The sequence below is a fragment of the Mesorhizobium sp. W050 genome (assembly GCF_054719535.1).
In genome coordinates, this window is record NZ_JBTTIH010000001.1 from 5,274,371 (window position 1) to 5,298,880 (window position 24,510).

Consider the following 24,510-nt stretch of genomic DNA (forward strand, 5'->3'; position numbering starts at 1 on the left):
GATGGGCGAACACATCATCAAGCTGCCGGACGTCGGTGAAGGCGTCGCCGAGGCCGAACTTGTGGAGTGGCACGTCAAGGTCGGCGACCTCGTGCGCGAGGACTCGGTGCTTGCCGCCGTCATGACCGACAAGGCGACGGTGGAAATACCTTCGCCGGTCGATGGCGAGATCCTGTGGCTGGGCGCCGAGATCGGCGACACGGTGGCGATCGGCTCGCCCATCGTGCGGCTGAAAGTGGCGGGGGAGGGCAATGTCGCCGAAGGCTCGAAATCGTCAGAGGTCACGGCGGCACCGACCCCCACCCCTGCCGGGGCGAGCCACGGGTCTCGCCCGTCCTCCGGACCCCCACAAGAGGGAGGCGTTTCGGCCACGAAATCCGACGCCAAGTCGCCACCACCTGCACCAGCAGCCAAAAGCGCACGGGCACCTGAGACTGAATCCCCCTCCCCCTTGTGGGGAGGGGCCAGGGGTGGGGGTACTGCGCCGACATCTAAAGGTGCGGCACCCACCGGCGCGCCGCGCCCGGAGGGCGAAAAGCCCTTGGCGTCGCCCGCCATCCGGCTCAGGGCGAAGGAGGCGGGGATCGATCTGCGCCAGGTGTCGGGTACCGGCCCTGCCGGCCGCATCAGCCACGAAGATATCGAGGCATTCCTGGCACGCGGACCGCAGGTAGCGAAGGCGTCGGGTCTGGCGCGCAATGACAGCGTCGAGGATATCAAGGTCATCGGACTGCGGCGCAAGATCGCCGAAAAAATGTCGCTGGCGAAGTCACGCATCCCGCACATCACCTATGTCGAGGAGATCGACGTCACAGCACTCGAGGAGTTGCGCGCGGCGCTCAACAAGGAAAAGCGCAAGGGTGTGGAGAGGCCGAAGCTGACGCTGCTGCCGTTCCTGATGCGGGCGATGGTCAAGGCGATTGCCGACCAGCCCAACATCAACGCGCTGTTCGACGACGAGGCCGGCATCATCCATCAGCATGGCGGCGTCCATATCGGCATTGCCGCGCAGACGCCGTCGGGCCTGGTGGTGCCGGTGGTCAAGCACGCCGAGGCGCGCGACCTCTGGGATTGCGCGGCCGAGCTCAACCGCCTGGCCGAAGCGGCGAAGTCCGGCACGGCCAGCCGCGACGAGCTGTCGGGATCGACCATCACCATTACCTCGCTCGGCGCCATGGGCGGCGTGGCGACGACGCCGGTCATCAATCATCCTGAGGTGGCGATCGTCGGCGTCAACAAGATGATGGTGCGGCCGGTCTGGGACGGCACCCAGTTCATCCCGCGCAAGATGATGAACCTGTCGTCGAGCTTCGATCACCGGGTGGTCGACGGCTGGGATGCGGCGGTGTTTGTGCAGCGGATCAAGGCGCTGATTGAGACGCCAGCGCTGATATTTGTGGATTGAGGGGCGGAACGACCGAGATGACGGCGGGACAGCGCCCCCCTCTGCCTTACCAGGCATCTCCCCCACAAGGGGGGAGATTGGACGTCACGCAGGGTTTCGCCAATCTCCATCGTTGCAGGAATGAGCGAAGCGAAGAAGCTGCTGATCTCCCCCCTCGTGGGGGAGATGTCCGGCAGGACAGAGGGGGGCGCGAAGGATCGCGACGGAACATTCCCTCGCATCAAAGGGTCACGCCATGAAAGAAATCTCCTGCAAGCTGCTGGTCATCGGCGCCGGGCCCGGCGGCTACGTCTGCGCTATCCGTGCCGGCCAGCTCGGCATCGATACGGTGATCGTTGAAGCCGGCAAACCGGGCGGCACCTGTCTCAATGTCGGCTGCATCCCGTCCAAGGCGATGATCCATGCGGCGGAAGAGTTCGAGAAGGTCGCGCATATGGCCGGCGGCAGCAGTCCGCTCGGCATCTCGGTAGCAGCGCCCGTGCTCGATCTCGGCAAGACGGTTGCGTGGAAGGACGGCATTGTTAGCCGGCTGACCGGGGGCGTTGCCGGGCTACTTAAGAAGGCCAAGGTCAAGACCGTCTATGGCTGGGCGACGTTCCGCGACGGCAAGACCGTCGCGGTCGAGACCGAGACCGGCACCCAGATCATCCGCGCCGAAACGGTTGTGATCGCCACCGGCTCGGCGACGGTGGAACTGCCGTTCCTGCCGTTCGGCGGCCCGGTGATTTCATCCACAGAAGCGCTGGCTCTCGGCGAGGTGCCGAAAAGGCTCGCCGTGGTCGGCGGCGGCTATATCGGGCTGGAACTCGGCATGGCGTTCGCCAAAATGGGCGCCGCGGTGACCGTGGTCGAGGCGCTGCCGCGCGTGCTGGCGCAGTATGATGCGGAACTGACCCGGCCGGTGGTGAAACGGCTGGCCCAGCTCGGCGTCGAGGTGATGCTTGGCGCCAAGGCCAAGGGGGTCAAGGGCGACGCGCTGCTGGTCGAGACCGCGGACGGCAAGAGCACCAAAATCGCGGCAGACAAGATCCTGGTCACGGTCGGCCGCAAGCCGGTGACGGAGGGCTGGGGCCTCGATCAGATCGATCTCGACATGGCCGGCAAGTTCATCAAGATCGACGACCAGTGCCGCAGCTCGATGCGCGGCATCTATGCCATTGGCGACGTCACCGGCGAGCCGATGCTGGCGCACCGGGCGATGGCGCAAGGCGAAATGGTGGCCGAGATCGTCGCCGGCCACAAGCGCAGCTGGGACAAGCGCTCGATCCCGGCCGTCTGCTTCACCGATCCGGAGCTGGTGACGGCAGGGCTAACGCCGGAGGAGGCGAAGGCTTCAGGCGAAATCAAGATCGGCCAGTTCCCCTTCGCCGCCAACGGCCGGGCGATGACGAAACTCGGCGAGGACGGGTTTGTTCGTGTTGTCGCCCGCGCGGACAACCATCTGGTGCTGGGCATCCAGGCGGTCGGGCAAGGCGTGTCGGAACTGGCGGCGGCGTTCGGCCTGGCGCTGGAAATGGGCGCGCGGCTGGAGGATATCGCCGGGACCATCCATGCGCATCCGACGCAAGGCGAAGGCTTCCAGGAAGCGGCGCTGAAGGCGCTGGGCCACGCGCTGCATATTTGAAGTGCGCTTACCCTCCCCCTTGTGGGGAGGGTCGATCCGCGTAGCGGAGCGGGGTGGGGGTCCTCGCCGACCGTCAGCGCTCACCCCCACCCCGTCTCGCCATCTCCGCTTCGCTCCGACCGCGAGCCGACCCTCCCCACAAGGGGGAGGGTGGCCGCCCAGCCGTTGGTTGTCGCAGATCAGCGGAATGTACTAAGTGTCGGTCCATGGACACCGGCCTGAAGAAATACATCGCCATACGCTACAACATCGCCGCTGGCTTCAAGCCAAGCCAGTGGGACGGAAAGGGCCGCGCCAATCTCGACCCGGTCTGGCTGGTCGAGCGCCTGGCGTTGTTCGACACCTATTGCGCGTCGTCGCTCGAAGGCCAGTCGCTGAAGGATTTTACCGTCCTTGTGGCGTTCGATGCCGATACGCACGAGAACTATATTCGCACCGTGTGCAGCTGCGTGGCCGGTGTCGACGTCAGGCCGATCCTTGTCGAGGCCGGCGACGATTACAACAATCGCTTCAATGCTTTCGTCCACGACGACAGCGATGCCGAGTATGTCTCGCTAACGCGGCTCGACAGCGACGACGCGCTGGCGCCGACCTTCATGGAGCGCGTCGACCACTACGCGCGCCGGGAGATCGAAAAGCGTGTGGTGGACCTGCAGCCGCTCTACATTGCCTTTCCGGACGGCCAGAATTTCGAGACGGCAAGCGGACGCTACACGCACCACGACTATGTCACGTCGGCGTTCGGCACGCTGGTCGAAAGGAGATCGCCGGCGATGAGCGGCGTCTACAGCGAGCACCACGCAAAAATGGCGACGCGCTTCAACACCGTCGTGGCGGCATCGAAGGGCGCGCAATGGTGCATCGTCATCCATGACAACAACGCCGCCAACGTGTTGAGGGGGAAGCCGGTCTCGGGGCCCTCCTTCACGGTGGGCCGACCGGGTGTCGAACCCAAGGTGCCAGCGCGAAGGCAAAGCGCGCCACGACAGGCGACGCAGCCCCGCATGGCGCCGCGGACCGCGGGCAACTTCATCCGGTTTCTGCTCGGACGACCGATGGCTCTGCGGAAGTAGCGGGCGCTTTACCCTCCCCCTTGTGGGGAGGGTCGATCCGCGGAGCGGAGCAGGGTGGGGGTCCTCGCCAACCGTCGGCGCTCACCCCCCACCCCGTCTCGCCATCTCCGCTTCGCTCCGATTGCGCGCCGACCCTCCCCACAAGGGGGAGGGTGAAGTAGCTCAGCTCGCCAGCCGGCTCACCATCTCGTGCTGCGCATAAGCGCGCCCAAAACGATTGGCGAGAAACGCATCCAGCGCGATGTCTTCCTGCTTGACGAAACCGGTCGCCGGCAAGGTGCCGTCGGCCAGCATGTCGAGCACGGCGCAGATGCCTGAGGCAGTGGTGATCTGGATTGCGCTGCGCACCTGGCTGCCAATGCGCTGCGAATAGATCTTGTTGGCGTAGGTTTCCTGCAGCAGGCGGCCATTGCGGCGGCCCGAGACGGTGACGAAGACGATGACCACGTCCTGCAGCGTTGCCGGCAGGGCGCTCTCGAAAATGTCCTTCAGCACGTCGCGGCGGTGGCGCAGGCCGAGATCGTTGAGCAGCGCCTTCATGATCGCCGCGTGGCCGGAATAGCGGATGGTGCGGTAGTTCAGCGTGCGCACCTTGCCCTTCAGCGTCTCGGCCAGCGTGCCGAGACCGCCGGAGGTGTTGAAGGCCTCATAGGTGACGCCGTCGAGCGAGAACTCTTCGCGCTCCTCCAGCGGCGGCACCTCGATCAGCTCGCCCTCGACGATCGCCTCGCAGGGTTCGCAATATTCGTTGATGACGCCGTCGGTGCTCCAGGTCAGATTGTAGTTCAGCGCATTGGACGGGTATTGCGGCAGCGCGCCGACGCGCATGCGAACGCTTTCCAGCGTGTCGAAGCGGCTGGCGAGATCATTGGCGACGATCGAGATGAAGCCCGGCGCCAGGCCGCATTGCGGAATGAAGGCGCTGTTGCCCGACTTGGCCAGCTCCTTGACGCGGCGGGTCGAGACGACATCCTCGGTCAAATCGAGATAGTGCACGCCGGTGGCGGCGGCCGCTTCGGCGATGCGCGTGGTCAAATGGAAGGGGGCGGCGCTCAGCACGGCGAAGGCGCCGGCAAGGGCGGCCTCGAGTGCGCCCGGCGCTGCGATATCGAGCTCCAGCCCCTCGACGCCGGCGGGAAGTTCGGCCGCGGCAAACTGCGCCGCCGCGCGGTCGACAACGGTGACGTGGTAGTCGCCGCTGTCGGCGAGCATGCCTGCAATGGTGGAGCCGATCTTGCCGGCGCCGACGACGATGATTTTCTTCATGACCTTGCCCCTCGTGAAAACTCTTTGGCCCAGACCGCCGCGCGGTGGACGCGATGCCTTCAAGAATCGCAGCTTGCCTGTCGAAAGGAAGCGTGGGATCGTTTGAAATGAACCCTGCACTTGAACGATACGCCGACGAGGTTCGTCGAAATGCTCAGTGACGCCGAACAAAAACTGCTTTCCCTGCTGCGCGCCAATGCCCGCGCGTCGACCACTGAGCTGGCGCGCCAGCTCGGCGTTTCGCGCACGACAGTGCAGAGCCGGATCGAGCGGCTGGAACAGCGCGGCATCATCACCGGCTATGGCGTGCGGATGGCGCCGGACTACGAGCAGGGGCTTGTGCGGGCGCATGTGCTGCTCACCGTCACGCCCAAGCTCGCCGACAAGGTGGTGCGGGCGCTGCAGGCGCTGCCGCCGGTACGGACGCTGCACTCGGTGAGCGGCAATTTCGACATGATCGTCATCGTCGACGCGCCGTCGATCAGGGATCTGGATGCGTTGCTGGACGAGATCGGGGCGATGGACGGGGTCGAGCGGACGTCGTCGTCGATTATTTTGTCGACACGGATCGATCGGTAGGTGGAACGCATGAGCTGCTAATCTCCCCCCTTGCGGGGGAGATGGCCGGCAGGCCAGAGGGGGTCGTTCGACTGGGCTCGGCCTACCTGCCGCTGCAGAAGGAGGTTAGCGCTCCACGCGAGGCGACCCCCTCTGTCGCCTTCGGCGACATCTCCCCCTCAAGGGGGGAGATTAGCTGCTAAGCCCGCCGCCTTTCCGGCCCGCTATCCAGCCACGCCACATCCTCCGCCGACAGCTTGATATCCAGCGCCTTCAAACTGTCCTCCAACTCGTCCAGCGTGCGCGGGCCGATCAACGGCACCGACGGAAAGGGCTGCGCCAGCACATAGGCGAGCGCGATGTGGATCGGACTTTTGCCCAGGCGCTGCGCCAGCTCGATGGCGCGGTCGCGGCGGCCAAAGTTCTTCTCGGAATACCAGACCCGCACCAGCTCCTCATTGTCCTGCTTGTCGCGGCCGGCGCGGTCGGTGAAGAAGCCGCGGCCCTGGCTCGACCAGGCGAAGTTGGGCATCTGCCTTTTCGTCAGCCAGGATTTCCAGTCGTCGGTCGACGAGGTGATGCAGCCGGCCCAGATCGGCTCCAGCATCTCGGCCAGCGAGAAATTGTTGGAGAGCACGCCGGGCTTCTGCTTGCCGGTGCGCTCGGCATAGGCAATCGCCTCGTCCATGCGCGCCATCGTCCAGTTCGAGCCGCCGAACGGGCCACGGATGCGGCCGGCCTTGGCCTCGGCGTCCATGGCGTCAACGAACTCGCCGACCGGCACATCCGGGTTGTCGCGGTGCATGAAATAGAGGTCGACATGGTCGGTCTGCAGCCGGTCCAACGACTGGGCGAGCTGCTTGCCGATGACATCGGGATAGCAGAGCGGCGAGTGGGCGCCCTTGGCGATGATCACCGACTGCTCGCGCACGCCGCGATTCCTGAGCCACTGGCCAAGCAGCGTTTCGGTGTAGCCGCCGCCGTAGACGTAGCCGGTGTCGAACAGATTGCCGCCGGCCTCGAAGAAGGCGTCGAGCAGGATTGCGCCCGACGAGAAGGTGCGGAAATCCTCGAAGCCGAGCGCCACCACGGAGGCCGGCTTCGACAGGCCCGGAATCTTGCGCTTGCCGATGGCGGTGCCGCCGGTGCGCAGCGGCCGGCCCGAAAGGGTGTTGGTTCGCTTAGCCGGCTTTTCGATTTCATATTCGAGCCCTACGGCAGCGCGCCATTTGTCGAGCACACGCAGCGTGCCGAGACTGTCGGCCCAGCTCATGCCCGGCCAGGCGAACTCCTGTTTGCCGGCCAGGATCGCCTCGCCGGCGGCGTCGACCTCGAAGGAATAGAGATGGCGGGTTTCGTTGACGCTGATGGTCTCGCGCGTGTCGTCGGCGAGAATTACATCGATCCGGCCAGGGCCGCCATCGCGGTTGCCGCCGCCGGCGAACCAGAAATCCGGCACCTCGATGCGGCCCTTGGTGCCGAGGATGCGCAGGACATTGTCCTGTTTGAGCGAGATGCTGCAGGATACCTCGGCGACGATGCCACCGGGAAAATGCAGCAGCGCCGAGGCCCATTCGTCGACGCCGGACTTGCCGAGATGGGCGGTGCCGACAACCTTGTCCGGCTCGGCAAAGGGTTTTCCAGTCGCAGCCCCGGCAATCAGCCGCACCATCGAGACGGGATAGCCGCCAACATCGAGGATGCCGCCGCCGGCGAGATCGTTGGCGTAGAGCCGGTGCTCGGGCATGAAGCCCGGCATGGCGAAGCCGAAGCTCGACTTCATCAGCCTGACATCGCCGATGACGCCCGACTTGATGAGTTCCACCAGCTTCGCCGTCTGCGGGTGCAGCCGGTACATGAACGCTTCGCCGAGGAAGGTGCCGGCCTTGCGCGCAGCATGGATCATGGCGTCGGCCTCGAAGGCGGTCAGCGCCAGCGGCTTTTCGCACAGCACATGCTTGCCGGCTTCCGCCGCCTTGATTGCCCATTCGGCATGGCCGGGATGCGGGATGGCGATATAGACGGCATCGACCTCGGGGTCGGCGAGCAGCGCGTCGTAACCGTCGAGGATGCGGGCGCCGGGAAACGTCTCGGCCAAGCCTGCCTTGCCGGGATTGCGGGCGCCGAGCGCCACGATCGTGCCGGTGCGCGAGCCTGCCACGCCGCGGGCGAACGCTTTGGCGATGTCGCCGGGCCCAAGTATCCCCCAGCGGATGGGCGCGGTTGCAGTCATGATCATTCTCCTTGCATAGCTGGAAGGTCAGCGCAGCCGCTGGCCGTTTTCATCGAACAGATAGGATTTGCGGATGGACACGGTGATCTCCTGGGTGTCGGGGACCTTTGCCGCGTCGCGCTGGATCACCAGGTCTTCGCCATGGGCGGTCCTGGCATAGATGAAGCTGGTGCCGCCGAGATGCTCGACCACGTCGATGCCGACAGTGAGGTCGGCGTCGCCTTCGCCGCCATTGCCGAAATGTTCGGGCCGCACGCCGACAATGACCTTGGCTCCTGTTTGCGGCACGGCGCCGGTCAATGGTTGCATAATGCGGGTCTTTTCCTCGCCCACCAGCTCGACGGTGACGCTGCTCGTGTTGCGCCCGACGACGCGGCCCTTGATGAAATTCATCTTCGGCGAGCCGACAAAGCCGGCGACGAACTGGTTGTCGGGATTGTCGTAGAGATCGAGCGGCCGGCCGATCTGCTCGACATGGCCACCGCGCAGCACCACGATCCGGTCGGCCAGCGTCATCGCTTCGGTCTGGTCGTGGGTGACATAGATCATCGTCGTGCCGAGCTCCTTGTGCAGGCGCGAGATCTCGACCCGCATCTGGACGCGCAGCTCGGCGTCGAGATTGCTCAACGGCTCGTCGAACAGGAAGACTTGCGGTTCGCGCACGATGGCGCGGCCAATGGCAACGCGCTGGCGCTGGCCGCCGGACAATTGCCTGGGCCGCCGCGCCATCAACTCTGTGATGCGCAGGATTTCGGAGGCCCGCTTCACCCGCCGCTCGGTGTCCTCCTTGGGGTTGCCGGTCATCCTGAGGCCAAAGCTCAGGTTCTGCTCCACGCTCATGTGCGGGTAGAGCGCGTAGGACTGGAACACCATGGCGATGCCGCGCTCGGCCGGCTCGACATCGTTCATCACCTTGCCGCCAATGGCGATCTCGCCGCCGCTGATATCCTCCAGCCCGGCGATCATCCTGAGCAGCGTCGATTTTCCACAACCCGACGGGCCGACAAAGACGACGAACTCGCCATCGGCGATATCGATGTTGGCGCCATGGATGATCTCATAGACGCCGAAGCGTTTTACGACATTGGTGAGGGTGACTGCCGCCATATCGCTGTTGTCCCTACTTGACGGCGCCGGCGGCGATGCCGGCGATGAAATGGCGCTGCAGCAGAACGAAGACGACCAGCATCGGTACGGTCAACATGACGGCGCCGGCCATGATGCCGCCCCATGAGACCTTGGTCAGGCCGATCAGCGTGCCGAGCGCCACAGGGGCCGTCATCGCGCCGGGCTGGCTGTTGATCAAAAGCGGCCAGAGATAATTGTTCCACGAGGCGAGGAACAGGATGATGGCGAGCGCCGCCAGCATCGGCCGCGCCAGCGGCAAAGCGACGAACAGGAAGATACGCCATTCCTTGACGCCCTCGACACGTGCCGCGTCGAAAAGGTCGGCCGGCATCATCGAGAAAGCCTGGCGCATGAACAGCACGCCCAGCGAATTGAACAAGGGTGGCACGATCAGCGCAATCCAGGTGTTGGCGAGCTGGAAGTCGCGCGCCACCATGATGAATTGCGGGATCAGCACCACCGCATAGGGCAGCGTAATGGTGCCGAGGATGATCGCCACCACCGCGCCCTTGCCGAAGAACTGATAGCGGGCGAGCGCCCAGCCGGCCATCGAGGTCAGCAGCACCGAGAAGAAGGTGTAGGTCACCGCCACCGCCACCGAAATACCGATAGCGCCGACGAAATTGGTGTCGCGCTGCAGGTTGTTGAAATTGTCGACGAAATTGCCGTGCGGCAGAAGCTCTATGCCGGGGCTGAAAATGCCGTTGTCGGGCATGGTCGAAAACACCACCATCATCCACAGCGGAAACAGCCAGATCACCGCCAGCGGTGTCAGGACCAGATGCAGCAGGACGCTGCGGCCGAGCCGGCGTTGCGACAGCGAACTCATTTCGGCTCTCTTGTCAGCCACAGCTGCACCAGCGTGATGGCGATGGCCAGCCCCGCCATGGTGTAGGCGACGGCCGAGGCGTAGCCGAAATTGAGCGAGCGAAAACCCTGGCGGTAGAGCAGCAGGCCAAGCGTCTCGGTGCCGCCGCCGGGGCCGCCGCGCTCCGTGATCAGGAACGGCTCGGTGAACAGCTGCATGGTGCCGATGATCGACAGCACGGCGCAAAACACGATGACCGGCTTGAGCAGCGGCAGCGTTATGTAGAAGAACTGCTTGAGCTTGCTGACGCGGTCGAGCGTCGCTGCTTCATAGACGTCCTCGGGGATCGACTGCAGGCCGGCGAGCAGGATGATGGCGTTGTAGCCGGCCCAGCGCCAGGTTACCGCGATCATGATCAGCGCCATGGCCGGTGTGACGTTGGAGAACCAGTCGATCTTGGCCAGGCCGACGCCGGCGAGGAGCTTGTTGATGATGCCGAAATCCAGGTTGAACATCAGCCGGAACACGGCGGAATAGGCGACCTCGCCGACCACCACCGGAGCGAAGAAGGCAAAGCGGTAGAGGCCACGTGCTTTCAGCAGCGGCGAGTTCAGCAGCACCGCCATGATGATCGCCAGCGAGATCATCACCGGCACCTGGATGACGAGGATGAGCAGCGTGTTCTTCAGCGCGTTGAAGAAAGCGGGGTCGCCGATCAGGCGGCCCCAGTTGAACGTCGGCGCAAAGCGCCAGGGCACCGTGCGCGTCGCCTGGAAGGAAATCATGAACGAGGAGATGATCGGCCACACCCAGAAGATGGCGAAGATCAGGAGGTAGGGCGTAAGGAAGCGATAGGCCGTGGCGTTCTGGTAGCGCATGGTTTCCTCCTCCTTCCTCTTTCCCGGCTGATATCCGGCGTGTTGTTAGCCGGCGGACGCCGCCGGCAATTGGCGCACTGTTGGGCGAGAGCGTCCCTTTCCCCGCCACTATACGGGGAGAGGATGCCGGCAGGCAGGTGAGGGGCAGCGCCAACAGTCCGGCAAATTGCCCTATATCTGGCCGCCAGCATCACCGCCTTGGTCACTTGATCGGCAGTCCCGTCGCCGAAGCGATCTGGCTGGCGGCGTCGTCGAGGGCGGCCTTGGCATCGGGATAGCCGCCGCCGAGATATTTGGTCTGCACGGCGCGCATGATGATTTCGGCGTCGCTCTGGAACGGCGTGCCGCGGCTCGGCACCACCTTGGGCAGCGTGGCGAGAATGTCCTTCCACACTGCCTGGCCGCCCCAATAGGGCAGGCCCTGCGAGACGTAGGGGTCGTCGAGGGCCGAGATCAGTGACGGCACCAGGCCGAAATCCCTGAGCATGGTAATCTGGCCTTCATTGGTCTCGAGCGTGTATTTCAGATAGGCGTAGGCGGCCTCCTTGTTCTTCGAGGATGAGGTGATGGCGAGCGACGAGCCGCCGAGATTGGCCGCGCGGGGGCCGTCGGCGGTCAGGCTCGGCATCAGATAGACACCCCATTTGCCGTTTTTGCCGGCGGATTCGGTGCGGATGGTGCCCTCATACCAGCCGCCATAGACCTGGGTGGCGACGGTGCCGGCGGTGTTGTTGGTGATCTTGGTGCCCCAGTCGGCCGACGAGATGATGCCGGCGTCCTTCATGTCCTTGATCTTGGCCAGCGTGTCGACGCATTTCGGCTGGTTGACGGTGATCGACTGCCCATCGGCGGCGAAATAGCCGCAGCCCTGTTCGTTGGAAATCATGCGGAAAAATTCGGTGTCGCCGTTGAAATCGGCATTGGTCATGGTGACGCCGGGATTGGCGGCCTGGACCTTCTTGCCGGCGGCGATGAAATCGTCCCAGGTCTTGATCGAGGCCGGATCGACGCCAGCCTTCTCGTAGAAGTCGCGGCGGTAGAAGGCGGCTACCGGGCCGGAATCCCACGGCATGGCATAGGCCTTGTCGCCGACCTCCAGTTCGGTGCGCTTGAAGTCCGGGAATTTCTTCTGGTCGTCGGCGGTGTAGCCCAGCGTGTGCAAATCGACGAAGCAATCGGGGAACTGGCTCCAGTAATTCTCGGCCTCGCCGTTTTCGATCGAGACGATATCGGGCAGGCCGACGCCGCCGGCCGCGCAGCCGGCGATCGACTTGTCATAGGTCGGCTGGTTGCCGAGATCCTGAACGGTGACCTTGACGTCGGGATGCTGTTTGTTGAAGCCGGCCACCGTCGCCTTCAGCGACGAAGCGGCGATATTCCAGCTCCAGATCGTGATTTCGCCGGACTGCGCCAAAGCCGGGGTTGAGCCCAGGCCAAGCGCCAGCGCGGCACAGATCAGTGTCGTGCGCATTGAAATCCTCCCATTTCATTTGCTCTCTCTTCGCGAGCATGGCTAGACTAGGCGGCGCGGAAGGCTTGTCCCTGACAACGGGAATAAAAGATGGGCGGAAAGTAAGATGCCGGAACGGCCGTTTTACCAGCCTGGCGCCAGCAGCGTCGAAGGCCTGCCGATGGCTTTGCAGATGTTTCACAACCATCCGCTGGTGATGCTGAAGCCGCATTGGCATGCCCAGGTCGAGGTCAATTTCATCGTCCGCGGCAGCGTGCACTACCGCATGAACGAGCACGAGATCGCGCTCACGGCGGGCGACATGTGCCTGTTCTGGGGCGGGCTGCCGCACCAGATGGACGATCTCTCCGACGACGCCATCTATGCCGGCGCGCATCTGCCGCTGGTGCATTTCTTCCGCCTGCACCTGCCGACGGATGTCCGCCACCGGCTGATGACCGGCGCCACGCTGGTGACATCGGCGACCGACCAGGCCGACCATCACAATTTCGAACGCTGGAACCGCTATTTCCGCTCGGGCGATCCGGCGATAACCGAGCACGCCGTGAACGAGCTGCTGCTGCGGTTGGAGCGGGTGCGCTTCGAGCCCTACCGGCTGGTGCCGGAAACCGCCATCGGCCAGGAACCCGGCGGCCCGTTCGACCAGCAATCGCTGCGCAATGTCGGGCGCATGTGCGACTTCATCGCCGAGAATTTCCTCTACGACATAGACTGCGTCGACATTGCCGCTGCCGCCGACATCCACCCCAAATACGCCATGAGCATTTTCAAGAAATCGACAGGCATGACGCTCAACGAATATATGAATCTGCTGCGGCTGAGCTACGCGCAGGCGCTGCTGATGCATGAAGACGCCAATGTGCTGCGCGTCGCCATGGATTCAGGCTTTGGCTCGCTCAGCGCCTTCAACAAATCCTTCCGCAAGCTGGCAGGGATGTCGCCCTCGGATTTTCGCCGGGGTGCGGTGGGGCGATAGGTTCGACGGTCATCTTGATCAACCCGCAGCCGTTCCGGGTGGAAACATGTGCAAGGCTAATCGCGACCGCCTTTGTCGGATGCGACCATCAACTTGGAGAAAGTTGTCAGCGACTTCGCGTTTCATGAGCGCCTTCCCCCACTCCGTCGCTGCTTCGCTCGACGGAGTGGGGTCGACCTGGCTCTGGCGTTGTCATTTCAAGCCGGGACCGGTGCCCTCCGCCCGAGGAAACCCGACAATTACCGCCAGCCCAGGCCGGCGATCCTCCAGCGCAATCGTTGCACCATGCAGGTCGGCGATGGCCCGCACCAGGCTGAGGCCCAAGCCGCTGCCGGGCGTGGTGCGGCTGGAGTCTAGCCGGTAGAGCCGCTGGAACACTTTTTCGCGCTCCTGCGCCGGGATGCCGGGGCCATTGTCGGCGACCTCAGCCAGAATGCGGTCGCCTTGCCGCCGCACCGATAGAAGGATTGCCGTGCCATCGGGGCAATGCCGCAGCGCGTTCTCAACCAGATTGGCAAACAATTGCGTCAGCAGGTCGCGGTCGCCGTGGACCAGGCATGGGGTGCCGTGGACGATCGTGGCCGACAGCGACTTGCCGTCATCCTCGGCGACACCGGCGTAGATTTCGGCAATGGCATCGATGACGCCGGTGAGGTCGAGATCGACAAAGCGCGCCTTGCGAGCGCCGGCCTCGATCTGGGCAATACGCAACAGCGCATCGAAAGTATCGTTGATCTGCAGGCTTTCCCCACGTGCCTCCGCCAGCTCATCGGCAACGGCCTCACCCCGCGCGGTCCTGTCGGCCGCAGCTTCCAAAATCATCTGCAGCCGGTTGAGCGGCGTCTCAGATCATGCGCGATGTCGGCGCTGACCTGGCGCATGCCGTCCACCAGCGCCGCCAGCCGCTCCAGCGCGGCGTTGACCTGGCGCGAGACGCCGTCAATGTCGTCGCCATTGCCGAGCAGTGGAATGCGGGCGTCGAGCCGGCCGTTGGAGACATCGTCCATGGTGGCGGCAATGCCGTCGAGGCGACGCTGCACACGCGACGCCAGCAAGGCGCCGCCAGCCACCGCCAGCCCTGAAATGATCAGGGTGGCCCAGCCGAAGCTCATCAAAACGATGCGTTCCAGCTCCTCGGTTTCGGAGAGCGAGAAGGCGATTGTCAGGCTGTTGGGCCCGACCGAACCGGTCCAGGCGCGGTACATAGTGTCCGGCGCAACGCCTGGCAGGGAAGCGGCAAAATCCGAAAAGCCATCGGGAAGGTCGGCGGCGGTGAAATTCCCGGCCAGGCGATTGCCGGCGGGATCGGTGAGCGAGAACAGCTGTTCCTTGCTCGGGCTGAGCGCGGCGTGGCTGTCGACTGCCGAAACCAGATCCTCCCGGTCGTTTCCGGCATAGGTCACCGCCACGACCGAATAGGTCTCCTTGACCGACTGGTCGAGCTGCTCGGCAAGATCCGCGCTCATCAGCTGGTAGACGATGGCGCCTGACAGGATGAAGGCGAGCACGAACAGCAAGGCGAAGGTCAGGGCCAGCCGAAACGGCGTGCTGCGCAGCAGGCGAGAGCCTGTCTCAGTCATAGCAAGTTTCTGTCATGCCGCGCCTCAGTCGTGAACACTGTAGCCAGTGTTGCGCACGGTGTGGATCAACGTGGTTTCGAACGGCCTGTCGATCTTGGCGCGCAGCCGGCTGATATGGGTTTCGACGACGCTGGTCTTGGGGTCGAAGTGAAAATCCCAGACCCGTTCCAGAAGCATGGTGCGGGTGATGACGCGGCCCTCGCCGCGCATCAGCACTTCGAGCAGGCTGAATTCGCGCGGCTGCAGGTCGATCGCCTGGCCCTGCCTGGTGACGCGGCGCTGGATCAGGTCCATTTCGAGGTCTGCGATGCGCAGCGTCGTCTTCAGCTCCTGCACCGCAGGGCGACGGCCGAGCGCGTTGATGCGGGCGAGCAGTTCGGAAAAGGCGAATGGCTTGACGAGATAGTCGTCGCCGCCGGCCTCGAGCCCTTCAACCCTGTCGTCGACGCCGCCGACCGAGGTCAGAAAGATCGCCGGCGTGCGCACGCCCGCCGCCCGCACCGCCTTGATCATCGACAGGCCGTCGAGGCCGGGCAGCATGCGGTCGACGACGATCACGTCATAGGCGTCGCGTGTCGCGGCAAACAGCGCGTCATGCCCGTCGCGCAACAGATCGCAGACATGCCCGGCTTCGCTCAGGCCCTTGACGACATAGTCTGCGGTCCTGGGGTCATCCTCAACAAGGAGAAGTCGCATCTCTGTTCCGGTCTGTTGCCGAGGCTTTGCCAGAGCGGCATGCTAGCACCGGCGGCGGTCCGTTCCTAGAATATCCGCCGGCGCCTGGTCGCTCTTGGTCGTTGCACATGTCCATAAGTGTCATCCGACCGGATCGCGCGCAGGGACAAGCATCCTGCGCAGCACGGCGTCTTTCAGAATAAAATGATGGAAGAGTGCCGCACCGGCATGAATGCAGATCAGAACGATGAATACCGGCTTTGCCCAAGTATGGACATCGCCCATCCAGCTCCAAACATAAAAGGCCAGAAGCCCGGAAACAGGAGCGGCAACGAGAAGGCCATAGAACAGCGCATGCGTTGTGCGTGAGGCGAAAGCCATCCATTTCGGCATTGTGGATTGCGGCTTGGGCGCACCGATGAAGAGGCGGACGGCCAGTCGCACGAACACCAGCAACAGGATCGCCAGGCCGACCCAGTAATGGGCGGACCCCATGGTCTGCCCGTAGGACGACAGTTGGCGTCTGTCCGCTGCCGCATCGACATAGATTGTCATGTTTTCGCCGAACAGGAGCTGGAACAGGACAAGCGCCGCTATCATCCAATGCAGGCTAATTTGGAGGCCGCTATAACCGGATTTCCTGGAGTTCATTCTTCCGTCCATGAGGTGAGCGCGATAGCTGCCCAGGGCGACCCACGGCAGGGATCCATTGACGTTTTGGCGCGTTCTCGTCGCGTCAGGCGGGCGTGCAGGTGCTTGCATCTACTCCGATTCAAGCAGGATTTTGTCGGCCTCGCCGGTGCCCTTCTTCAGACTCATATAGAGAACGAGGGCGACGATGCAGCCCAGGAAGATCATGCTGGTGAAGGTGGTGCCGAAGCCGAGGCCGCCATATTCGACCGGCTGCGACAGCAGGTCGCCGAACGAGGCGCCAAGCGGCCGCGTCAGGATGTAGGACAGCCAGAAGGCGAGGATGGCGTCGAGGCCGAAGGCGAAATAGCCGAGGGCGATGAAGACGATGACCGCGCCGAACAAGAAGCCAGTCGTGAGATAGCCAATGTCGAACGTCTCGGCGACAAGGTCGCCGGCCGCGGTGCCGAGCGAAAAGGTGAACAGGATAGCCAGCCAGTAGAAGATCTCGCGCCTGGTGGTGACGATCGTATGGATGGAGAGCGTTCTTTCGCTGGCGTACCAGACCGCGAATGTCGCGGCGAGCAAGACCGTGAAGGCAATCGTGGTGGTTTGCAGACGGACGCCCAAATTGTCGACCAGATTGTCGGTGATCAAGGTGCCGACGACGCTGATCAGCACCACCGCCAGCCAATAGGCCCATGGCACATAACGCCTCTGCGCGAATTGCAGCGCCAGCGCGACGACAAGGATGCCGGTCATGATCAGCGAGGTGACGGTCAGTCCGAAGCCAAGATTGACGGCCAGATAATCGGCCGCCGTCTCGCTGGTGAGTGGCGAGACACCGGCGCTATGAGCCCTGCCGGAGTGCAGGAACTATGATGAGCTACGCTCCCCCCAAGCCGGCAGCGAAGGCGTTCGACCAGCACAAGCGCCTGCTCGTCATACAAGTGGCGGCAGCCCTCGCCGTCATGCTGTTGCTGTTCACCAAGCCCTTTCTCGTCGAAGGCTCGGACGGGCACGAATACATCGAGGGGCTGGGCATCGGCTTCGTGCTGGTCTGCTTCCTTGGCCGTCTGTGGAGCATTCTCTATGTCGGCGGCAGGAAGAACGACGAGCTGGTCACCATCGGCCCGTTCTCGATGAGCCGGAACCCGCTCTACTTCTTTTCCACGGTCGGCGTCGCGGGCGTCGGGTTGATGTACGGCTCGGTGCCGGTGGCGGCGGCGCTGGCTCTGGTGAGCTACCTGGTGTTCCGGGTGACGGCGCGCAAGGAAGCCGAGTTCCTGTTTGGAAAGTTCGGCCCCGCCTACAGCGTCTATGCCGAACGCACGCCGCCTTTCTGGCCGAACCCGCTGCTGTTTCACGATGAAGCCGAACGCCGGTTCTCGACAAAGGCGTTGCGGCGGACATTCACGGACGGGCTCTATTTCCTGGCGCTGTTCCCGGCCATCGAGACGATTGAGCAGTTGCGGATCAGCGGCATGCTGCCGGTGTTTTTCACCCTCTACTGACCGGAGCGCCGTGCCGCGCGGCGCACGCTGTAGAGCAGGATGACGAGGCAGCCGGGCAGAAGCAGGACGCCGCCGGCAAGCGGCGGCAACGCCAGCAGCTTCACTGCCGCGGCAATCGCCACGATCAACAGCAGCGCCAGCGTCGCAAGGCTGCCGTCGTCGATGAACATGCCGACGAGCTCCTTTAGAATGAGGCGGACGACGTTCATCGAGCAACTCCTTGTGCAGCCTTGGGGTAGCTGGCGCGCAACCAGCGCACCATGGCGAAGCACGCGACGGCGATGATTGCGAAGATGGCCAGCAGCGCCAGATCGGCGCCCGGCCAGTCGGTGCCCAGGCCTTCGCCGGTCCAGAAAATGCCGAAGCTTGTCAACATCAGGCCGACGGCGAATTTGAGCGCGTTTTCCGGCACCCGCGTCAGCGGCCTGTGCACCGCAAGGCCGATGATCGTTACCAGGATGAAGGCCGCCAACGCGCCAAGGCTGGCATAGAAGGTCTGTGCATGCGCGGCGCCGACGGCAATGACGATGAACACCACCTCGACACCTTCGAGCAGCACCGCCTTGAAGGCCGCGAGCCCGGCCAGATAATCGGCGCGGCGGTCATTGGCCTGCTGCTGCAAAGCGGCGGTTTCCTTTGAAAAGGCCGCGTCCTCGTCATGCAGGGCGATGACGCCGACACTGCGCAAAATGGCCTTTCTCAACCAGCGCATGCCAAACAGGACCAGGAGCACGCCGACTACGAACTGCAGCACCGCAATGGGAATCAGCGCCAGCAGCGGTCCGAAGGCCAGCACCAGAGCCGCCAGCACCGCCAGCGCCAGCGCCGCGCCTGTCAGCGCTGGCCGCCAGCTGCGGGTGACGCCGACCGCCAGCACGATGGTGAAGGCCTCGACCACTTCGACGAAGGAGGCAAGGAACGAGGCGGTCACGGTGGAAAGTATGGGCGTCAGGCCGTTCATGAAGGTTTCCTGTCTGCGGGAATCACTAGCCTGAGAAGGATACAGCGCTCCGGCGGAAGGGAGAACGCGCCGGCATCGTCGCCATGGTCTATCTGTTGCGTCAACATCGGTGGCCCGGTCGCCGGCGTTCGCTACGAGCTGCTCGGTGTCGGCGACAATTTCAAGCCGATCGTGCTAGGCCTTGTCATTGTGCTCGCCGTCATTCTGGATGCCTATCGGGAAAAGCTGTTGAGGGTGATCCGATAAAGCGCGTCGCGCTTTTTGGTTTTTGTTTTATGGATGTCATTTTCCCAGATCCGCCGGACACTCCGGGCGACATGCACTAGGGGACAAGAAATGACGACGATTGCCGATGTCGCGCGCCATGCCGGAGTGTCGGTCGCAACCGTCTCGCATGTGATGAACCGCACGCGCCATGTCGAGCCGGAGACGGCCGAGCGCGTGCATTCGGCCATCGCCGCCTTGCGCTACAGTCCGAACACGCTGGCGCGGAGCCTGAGGCGCGGCGAGACCAAGACCATCGGCCTGCTGCTGCCGGACAATTCCAACCCGTTCTTCGCCGGCGTGGCGCGCCAGATCGAGGATGCCGGCTTCCTTGCCGGCTATACTGTGATCCTGTGCAACTCCGACGGCAGCGCCGAGAAGGAGGAGCGCTACCTCCAGGTGCTGATGGCCAAGCAGATCGACGGGCTGATCTTCGCCGGCTCGTCGGATCATGCGCGGGTGTTCTCCAGCCTTCTGCCCGGCGTGCCGGCGGTGCTGATCGACCGCGAGATCCATTCGGTCAATGTCGATTCCGTGCTGGTCGATCACGATCATGGCGGCTATCTCGCCGGCCGCTATCTGGCCGGGCTCGGCCACGAGAAGATCGGCGTCATCGGCGGCCCGCGCGATTCCAGCTCCAGCCCCGCCCGCCTGCGCGGCTTCGCCATGGCGCTGCAGGAAGCCGGCCTCGACCTGCCGCCGGCCTCGGTGGTGGATTCCGACTACCACTTCGCCGGCGGCCGCATGGCGATGGAGCGGCTGATGGCGCAGGCGCCGGGGATCACGGCGCTGTTTGCCTGTAACGATCTGATGGCCATGGGCGCGCTGACAGTGCTGCGCGGGCGCGGATTGCGGGTCCCCGGCGACATGTCGATGATCGGCTTCGACGACATACCCTATGCCGTCACCACCTGGCCGCCACTGACGACGATCGCACAGCCGGTCGAGAAGATCGGCACGCGGGCGGTCAGCCTGCTGCTCGAGCGGGTTGCCGAGCCGGCGGCGCATTCGCGCCGCGAAGTGCTCACCCCGGTGCTCGTCGAACGGGAGAGCTGCGCGCCGTTGCGCGGCTGAAGCCCCTCAGGCGGCTGCCGGCTGCAGCGCTGCCCTGAGCAGCATGCCGAAGAGGTCGCGCGGCTCGTCGGGATCGGCGAGCAGGTCGAGCTCCTCGTAGAGGCCGGTGGCCTGAAGCTGGTCTCTGATATAGCGCAGTGCGGAAAAATCCTCGGTGGCGAAGCCGACGGAATCGAACAAGGTGATCTGTTCCGCCGTCTTGCGGCCTTCCGCCTTGCCGGTCATCACCTGCCACAACTCGGTCACCGGATGGTCGGCGTGGAGCTGCTGGATTTCGCCCTCGATGCGCGTCTGCGGCGAGAACTCGACGAAGATGTCGGAGCGCAAAAGGATGTCGCGGTGCAGTTCCGTCTTGCCGGGGCAGTCGCCGCCGACCGCGTTGATGTGCACGCCGGAACCGACCATGTTGTCGGTGAGGATGGTGGCGGACTGCTTGTCGGCGGTCACCGTGGTGATGATGTCGACTCCTTCCACAGCATCCTGGCCGGTGGCGCAGATGGTGATGTCAAAGCCTTTGCCGGCGAGGTTGCGGGCGCATTTTTCCGAAGCCGATCGGTCGATGTCGTAGAGCCGCAGCCGGTCGATGCCGAGCAGCGCTTTGAAGGCGACAGCCTGGAATTCGGACTGGGCGCCATTGCCGATGATGGCCATTGAGCGCGCGCCCCTGGGCGCCAGATATTTGGCGGCGACGGCGGAGGTGGCCGCGGTGCGCAGCGCCGTCAGGATCGTCATTTCGGTGAGCAGCATCGGATAGCCGGAACCGACATCGGCGAGCACCCCGAAGGCGGTGACGGTCTGGCGCCCCTCGCGCATGTTCTTGGGATGGCCGTTGACATATTTGAAGCCGTATAGCCGGCCGTCGCTGGTCGGCATCAGTTCGATGACGCCGTCATGGCTGTGCGAGGCGATGCGCGGCGTCTTGTCGAACAGCTCCCAGCGGCGAAAATCCTCCTCGATATAGGCGGCGAGTTCGGTGAGGAACCGCTCGACGCCGATGGTCAGCACCAGCTTCATCATGCGGTCGACGCTGACGAAAGGGACGATGGCAAGGCGGGAAGGCTGGGTCATGCAATGCTTCCGGAATGGCTGCGGGTCGGGCGGTCCATGATGCGCCGGCCCATCAGGCTGGCGGCGAGGTCGACAATCAGCGTGGCGGTGCGGCCGCGCTCGTCGAGGAACGGGTTGAGTTCGACCAGATCAAGGCTGGAGACCAGGCCGCTGTCGGACAGCATCTCCATCACCAGATGCGCCTCGCGGAAGGTGGCGCCGCCGGGCACGGTGGTGCCGACGGCCGGCGCGATGGAGGGGTCGAGGAAGTCGACGTCGAGGCTGACATGCAGCAGGCCGTTTGCCTTTTCGACGATGGCCAGGAAGGCGCGCAGCAAAGGTGCGACGCCGTGCTCGTCAATGGTGCGCATGTCGTGCACGGTAACCCCCGCTTCGCTCAGCGCCCGGCGCTCCGCCGGATCGACGCTGCGCAGGCCCATGACGCAGATGTGGGCAGGGTCGACGGCGACAGGCAGGTCCGGGAAATAACCGTTGAAGCCCGGCCGGCCGCTGGCATAGGCGAGCGGCACGCCGTGCAGATTGCCGCTGACGGTGGTATCGAGCGTGTGGAAATCCGGATGCGCGTCGAGCCACAGCACGAAGAGCGGCCGGTCGCGTTCGGCGGCGCGGCGGGCTATGCCCGACACAGTGCCGGCCGATATCGCGTGGTCGCCGCCAAGGAAGATCGGCATGGCGTCTCGCGAAGCCGCATAGGCGGTCTCGGCAATTGCCGCCGTCCAGGCGGAAATCTCCGGTAGGGCCTTCAGCGCGAGATTGCCATGGACGATTGCGCGCACGGCGGCCGGTTGCACTGCGCCCCAGTCCTCGACCTCGTGGCCGAGCTCCGACAGCACCGAGACAAGCCCGGCGGTGCGCAGCGCGCTTGGCCCCATCTCGCATCCCATCCTGCCGGCGCCGTCCTGCACCGGCGCGCCAACGATCCTGCAGCGCATGGCTTTTGTTGTCCTTGTAAATTGATTGGGCGGTTGATGCGTGGAATGAACCATCCCGGCCCGGCAGTATGAACAGGCGAAATTGGCATTTCGAGAAGAATGATTTATCAATTCGATAAGTCAGTTTGGTCAAAGTGGATAGAATCATGGACTTGCTCGACGAAAGGCTGGTCACGCTGCTCAGGCATGATGCCCGGCGCAGCATCTCCGATCTCGCGGTCGATCTCGGGGTGTCGCGCGCCACGGTCAGGGCGCGCATGGAGCGACTGGAAAAAACGGGCGAGATCATCGGCTACACGGTGGTGCTGCGCGCCGACGCGGTCGACCAGCGGATACGCGGCGTGATGATGATCGAGATCGAGGGCCATGCTGCCGACCGCGTGGTCCGGGCGCTTGGCGGCCTCGCCGAGGTTTCCACCATTCACACCACCAATGGCCGCTGGGACCTGGTGGTCGAACTCGGCACGGCCTCGCTCACCGATTTCGACGCGGTGCTTAGGCGGATACGGCTCATCCCCGGGATAACCGGCAGCGAGACAAGTCTGCTGCTGGCAACGCCGAGGACGACAAGGGCTCGGCTGGCTTAGCCGCCGTTCCGGCCGGCGTGTTCACGCAAAGCTTTGTGACGGATCTGGCGAATGGGGCGCCCGGCCTGCGAATCTCATTGAGGGCGAAGCTATCCTCCACATGGCGGAGCAAGCCGGATGACGCGAGATTGCACCAGCTTGAACGGTGCAAGGACCGGACGCTTGCCACAGGCCAAGGCTGATGGCAGGATAAAAGGCCGCAACGTGCGGCCTCTGGCGGCCGTTGTGTTTCGATGGATTATGAAGCATTTTCCCAAGGTGCGGGTTCTCCTCACAATGTGCGGCAGCCTCGTTTCGCCTTGGTCGCCCTTGATTTTTCGCAATGTGCGCTTTGCCTGCCTCAGGCCGCAGGGCATTTAATTCCACGGGGTCAAGCCTCATGACAGAGATTTGTGCTCGGGCCGTCTATCGTCGGCGAAGACAAGGCATGGCGCCACAATCAGCGCCCCTGGCATTCGTGACCTGGTGAAGAATGCCGTTGCGTACCTCTCGCCCCCATGTTTCAAAACAGGTCGATAGACCCGCGAGAATGGTTTCGAAGCCTGCGGGGTTGCCCACGGTCCGGCGAGAATTCTAAAAGACGTTCACAATGACACAGCACGCAAAAGACGCACGAATTCTCATGTACAGCCACGACACGTTCGGGCTCGGCCATTTGCAGCGTTGCCGAACGATCGCTCATTCGCTGGTCGGGGATTTCCGCGGACTTCAGGTGCTAATCATTTCGGGTGCGACCATCGCCGGCGCCTTCGACTACCGCGCCCGCGTCGACTTCGTGAAGATCCCCAGCGTCATCAAGCTACGCAACGGCGAATACACCTCGCTGGAAAAGGACATCGATCTGCATGAGACGCTCAGGATGCGGCAGTCGATTATTCGCCACACAGCCGAGAGCTTCCGGCCGGATATCTTCATCGTTGACAAGGAACCGCTGGGGCTGCGCGGAGAGATCGAGGATACGCTGTCCTACCTCAAGACGCGGGGCACCACGCTCGTGCTTGGCCTGCGCGAGGTGATGGACGCGCCGCATTTGCTCGAAGCGGAGTGGGCACGCAGGGATGTGATGCGCAAGATTGGCCTGTTCTACGACAAGGTCTGGGTCTATGGCCCGCCGGATTTCCACGATCCGTTGACCGGCCTGGACGTGCCGCCGGCGGTCAGGGCAAAGATGAAGTTCGTCGGTTTCCTGCAACGGAGCCTGCAGCAGAACCAGTTGCCCGGCCACCGGCCCGAGGGCGACTATATCCTGGTTACCACCGGTGGCGGCGGTGACGGCGCCGACCTGATCCACAACGTCATCGAGGCCTATCAGCAGGATCCGCGATTGCAGCACCGGGCGCTGATCGTGCTTGGGCCCTACATGCCGGCGCGCAAGCGCAACAAGCTGGTCAGGAAAGGGGCCAAGATCCCCTATGTCAAGATCATCGAATTCGACAACCGCATGGAAGAGCTGATTGCCGGCGCCAAGGCGGTGGTGGCGATGGGCGGTTACAACACCTATTGCGAGATATTGTCTTTCGACAAGCCGGCGCTGATCGTGCCGCGCGTCACGCCGCGCGAGGAACAGCTGATCCGGGCACGGCGCGCAGCCGAACTCGGCCTCATCGAGATGCTTTTGCCTGAGGAGGCCGAGGATGCCCAGCGGTTCGCCGATGCGCTGCAGGTTTTGCCGGGCCGGCCCCGCCCATCGCAGAGCAATGCGCATCTGACGCTGGAAGGGCTGCCTCATATTTCCGAAATCGTCGCGGAACTGCTCGACCGGCGGGCCGGCCATCACCTTTCGGTCATTGAAGGCATGAACTGAG

The 24,510-nt window shown here is 64.0% G+C and carries 21 protein-coding genes and 3 pseudogenes; 10 read left to right on the plus strand and 14 right to left on the minus strand.

Translation table 11 applies throughout. The features are described from left to right. The first annotated feature begins 1 nt into the window (after position 1). From ACYG9Y_RS25485 to ACYG9Y_RS25495, 3 genes are all read left to right on the plus strand, one after another. Positions 2-1,405 (plus strand): dihydrolipoamide acetyltransferase family protein, encoded by a 1,404-nt coding sequence (locus tag ACYG9Y_RS25485; protein WP_023740155.1) that lies wholly within the window; start codon positions 2-4, stop codon positions 1,403-1,405. A 235-nt stretch (positions 1,406-1,640) separates the two neighbouring features. Next, complete coding sequence (gene lpdA, locus ACYG9Y_RS25490) at positions 1,641-3,029, plus strand: dihydrolipoyl dehydrogenase (RefSeq protein WP_023740154.1); 1,389 nt, start codon at positions 1,641-1,643, stop codon at positions 3,027-3,029. Positions 3,030-3,235: 206 nt separating this feature from the next. Next, positions 3,236-4,102: a glycosyltransferase gene (locus ACYG9Y_RS25495; RefSeq protein ID WP_023702534.1), complete on the plus strand. Its 867-nt coding sequence runs from the start codon at positions 3,236-3,238 to the stop codon at positions 4,100-4,102. Between the two features lie 162 nt (positions 4,103-4,264). Here the strand turns inward: ACYG9Y_RS25495 and ACYG9Y_RS25500 are convergent, their stop codons facing one another. Further along, positions 4,265-5,368 carry a saccharopine dehydrogenase family protein gene (locus tag ACYG9Y_RS25500; protein ID WP_023710313.1) on the minus strand — a complete coding sequence of 368 codons (1,104 nt, stop codon included), beginning with the start codon at positions 5,366-5,368 and terminating at the stop codon, positions 4,265-4,267. 120 nt (positions 5,369-5,488) lie between these two features. On the opposite strand from ACYG9Y_RS25500, the gene ACYG9Y_RS25505 reads away from it, so the two are divergent. Then, complete coding sequence (locus tag ACYG9Y_RS25505; protein WP_023702536.1) at positions 5,489-5,947, plus strand: Lrp/AsnC family transcriptional regulator; 459 nt, start codon at positions 5,489-5,491, stop codon at positions 5,945-5,947. A 178-nt stretch (positions 5,948-6,125) separates the two neighbouring features. Here ACYG9Y_RS25505 and ACYG9Y_RS25510 read toward each other — a convergent pair whose 3' ends face one another. The 5 genes from ACYG9Y_RS25510 to ACYG9Y_RS25530 all read right to left on the minus strand — a co-directional run bounded on the left by ACYG9Y_RS25510 (position 6,126) and on the right by ACYG9Y_RS25530 (position 12,444). After that, positions 6,126-8,159: an aldo/keto reductase gene (locus tag ACYG9Y_RS25510; RefSeq protein ID WP_023740153.1), complete on the minus strand. Its 2,034-nt coding sequence runs from the start codon at positions 8,157-8,159 to the stop codon at positions 6,126-6,128. Positions 8,160-8,186: 27 nt separating this feature from the next. Then, positions 8,187-9,266 (minus strand): ABC transporter ATP-binding protein, encoded by a 1,080-nt coding sequence (locus ACYG9Y_RS25515; RefSeq protein ID WP_023726711.1) that lies wholly within the window; start codon positions 9,264-9,266, stop codon positions 8,187-8,189. Positions 9,267-9,279: 13 nt separating this feature from the next. Then, positions 9,280-10,116, minus strand: a complete 837-nt coding sequence (locus ACYG9Y_RS25520) for a carbohydrate ABC transporter permease (protein WP_023672164.1) — start codon at positions 10,114-10,116, stop codon at positions 9,280-9,282. Beyond that, entirely contained in the window at positions 10,113-10,973 is an 861-nt protein-coding gene (locus ACYG9Y_RS25525) for a carbohydrate ABC transporter permease (RefSeq protein WP_023672163.1), read from the minus strand. Before ACYG9Y_RS25525 ends, ACYG9Y_RS25520 begins: the two co-directional genes overlap by 4 nt. Before the next feature lie 202 nt (positions 10,974-11,175). Further along, the gene (locus tag ACYG9Y_RS25530) at positions 11,176-12,444 is read right to left on the minus strand and encodes an ABC transporter substrate-binding protein (RefSeq protein ID WP_023740152.1); all 1,269 of its coding nucleotides are present in this window, start codon (positions 12,442-12,444) and stop codon (positions 11,176-11,178) included. Between the two features lie 106 nt (positions 12,445-12,550). Between ACYG9Y_RS25530 and ACYG9Y_RS25535 the strand changes: the two genes are divergently transcribed. Next, the gene (locus ACYG9Y_RS25535; protein WP_023706782.1) at positions 12,551-13,420 is read left to right on the plus strand and encodes a helix-turn-helix domain-containing protein; all 870 of its coding nucleotides are present in this window, start codon (positions 12,551-12,553) and stop codon (positions 13,418-13,420) included. A gap of 192 nt (positions 13,421-13,612) precedes the next feature. Here the strand turns inward: ACYG9Y_RS25535 and ACYG9Y_RS25540 are convergent. The 4 genes and pseudogenes from ACYG9Y_RS25540 to ACYG9Y_RS25555 all read right to left on the minus strand — a co-directional run. Beyond that, positions 13,613-15,000 (minus strand): annotated as a pseudogene (locus ACYG9Y_RS25540) (HAMP domain-containing sensor histidine kinase). A gap of 24 nt (positions 15,001-15,024) precedes the next feature. Continuing rightward, the gene (locus ACYG9Y_RS25545; protein WP_023740151.1) at positions 15,025-15,696 is read right to left on the minus strand and encodes a winged helix-turn-helix domain-containing protein; all 672 of its coding nucleotides are present in this window, start codon (positions 15,694-15,696) and stop codon (positions 15,025-15,027) included. Between the two features lie 120 nt (positions 15,697-15,816). Then, positions 15,817-16,437, minus strand: coding sequence for a cytochrome b (locus tag ACYG9Y_RS25550; RefSeq protein ID WP_245260308.1), 621 nt, complete (start codon positions 16,435-16,437; stop codon positions 15,817-15,819). Continuing rightward, positions 16,438-17,130 (minus strand): annotated as a pseudogene (locus ACYG9Y_RS25555) (COG4705 family protein); the annotation flags it as partial. It lies immediately after the preceding gene. 56 nt (positions 17,131-17,186) lie between these two features. Here ACYG9Y_RS25555 and ACYG9Y_RS25560 point away from each other — a divergent pair. Beyond that, entirely contained in the window at positions 17,187-17,819 is a 633-nt protein-coding gene (locus ACYG9Y_RS25560; RefSeq protein ID WP_023740150.1) for a methyltransferase family protein, read from the plus strand. Here ACYG9Y_RS25560 and ACYG9Y_RS25565 read toward each other — a convergent pair. After that, positions 17,813-18,028, minus strand: coding sequence for a hypothetical protein (locus tag ACYG9Y_RS25565; RefSeq protein WP_023672157.1), 216 nt, complete (start codon positions 18,026-18,028; stop codon positions 17,813-17,815). The genes ACYG9Y_RS25560 and ACYG9Y_RS25565 overlap by 7 nt on opposite strands. Further along, positions 18,025-18,780 (minus strand): COG4280 domain-containing protein, encoded by a 756-nt coding sequence (locus ACYG9Y_RS25570; RefSeq protein WP_023706786.1) that lies wholly within the window; start codon positions 18,778-18,780, stop codon positions 18,025-18,027. Before ACYG9Y_RS25570 ends, ACYG9Y_RS25565 begins: the two co-directional genes overlap by 4 nt. A gap of 59 nt (positions 18,781-18,839) precedes the next feature. Between ACYG9Y_RS25570 and ACYG9Y_RS25575 the strand changes: the two are divergent. Together ACYG9Y_RS25575 and ACYG9Y_RS25580 are read left to right on the plus strand one after the other, a co-directional pair. Then, positions 18,840-19,026: pseudogene (locus tag ACYG9Y_RS25575) on the plus strand (ABC transporter permease); the annotation flags it as partial. 90 nt (positions 19,027-19,116) lie between these two features. Further along, positions 19,117-20,118 carry a LacI family DNA-binding transcriptional regulator gene (locus tag ACYG9Y_RS25580; RefSeq protein ID WP_023740149.1) on the plus strand — a complete coding sequence of 334 codons (1,002 nt, stop codon included), beginning with the start codon at positions 19,117-19,119 and terminating at the stop codon, positions 20,116-20,118. A 6-nt stretch (positions 20,119-20,124) separates the two neighbouring features. Here the strand turns inward: ACYG9Y_RS25580 and ACYG9Y_RS25585 are convergent, their stop codons facing one another. Both ACYG9Y_RS25585 and rocF read right to left on the minus strand, forming a co-directional pair. Beyond that, positions 20,125-21,186 carry an ornithine cyclodeaminase gene (locus ACYG9Y_RS25585; RefSeq protein ID WP_023740148.1) on the minus strand — a complete coding sequence of 354 codons (1,062 nt, stop codon included), beginning with the start codon at positions 21,184-21,186 and terminating at the stop codon, positions 20,125-20,127. Beyond that, positions 21,183-22,118: an arginase gene (gene rocF, locus ACYG9Y_RS25590; RefSeq protein WP_023740147.1), complete on the minus strand. Its 936-nt coding sequence runs from the start codon at positions 22,116-22,118 to the stop codon at positions 21,183-21,185. Before rocF ends, ACYG9Y_RS25585 begins: the two co-directional genes overlap by 4 nt. Positions 22,119-22,264: 146 nt before the next feature. On the opposite strand from rocF, the gene ACYG9Y_RS25595 reads away from it, so the two are divergent. Next, on the plus strand, positions 22,265-22,705 hold the full coding sequence (locus ACYG9Y_RS25595) for an Lrp/AsnC family transcriptional regulator (RefSeq protein WP_023685065.1): 441 nt from the start codon (positions 22,265-22,267) through the stop codon (positions 22,703-22,705). Positions 22,706-23,294: 589 nt separating this feature from the next. Then, positions 23,295-24,509: a glycosyltransferase family protein gene (locus ACYG9Y_RS25600; RefSeq protein ID WP_023740146.1), complete on the plus strand. Its 1,215-nt coding sequence runs from the start codon at positions 23,295-23,297 to the stop codon at positions 24,507-24,509. Position 24,510: the final 1 nt, after the last annotated feature.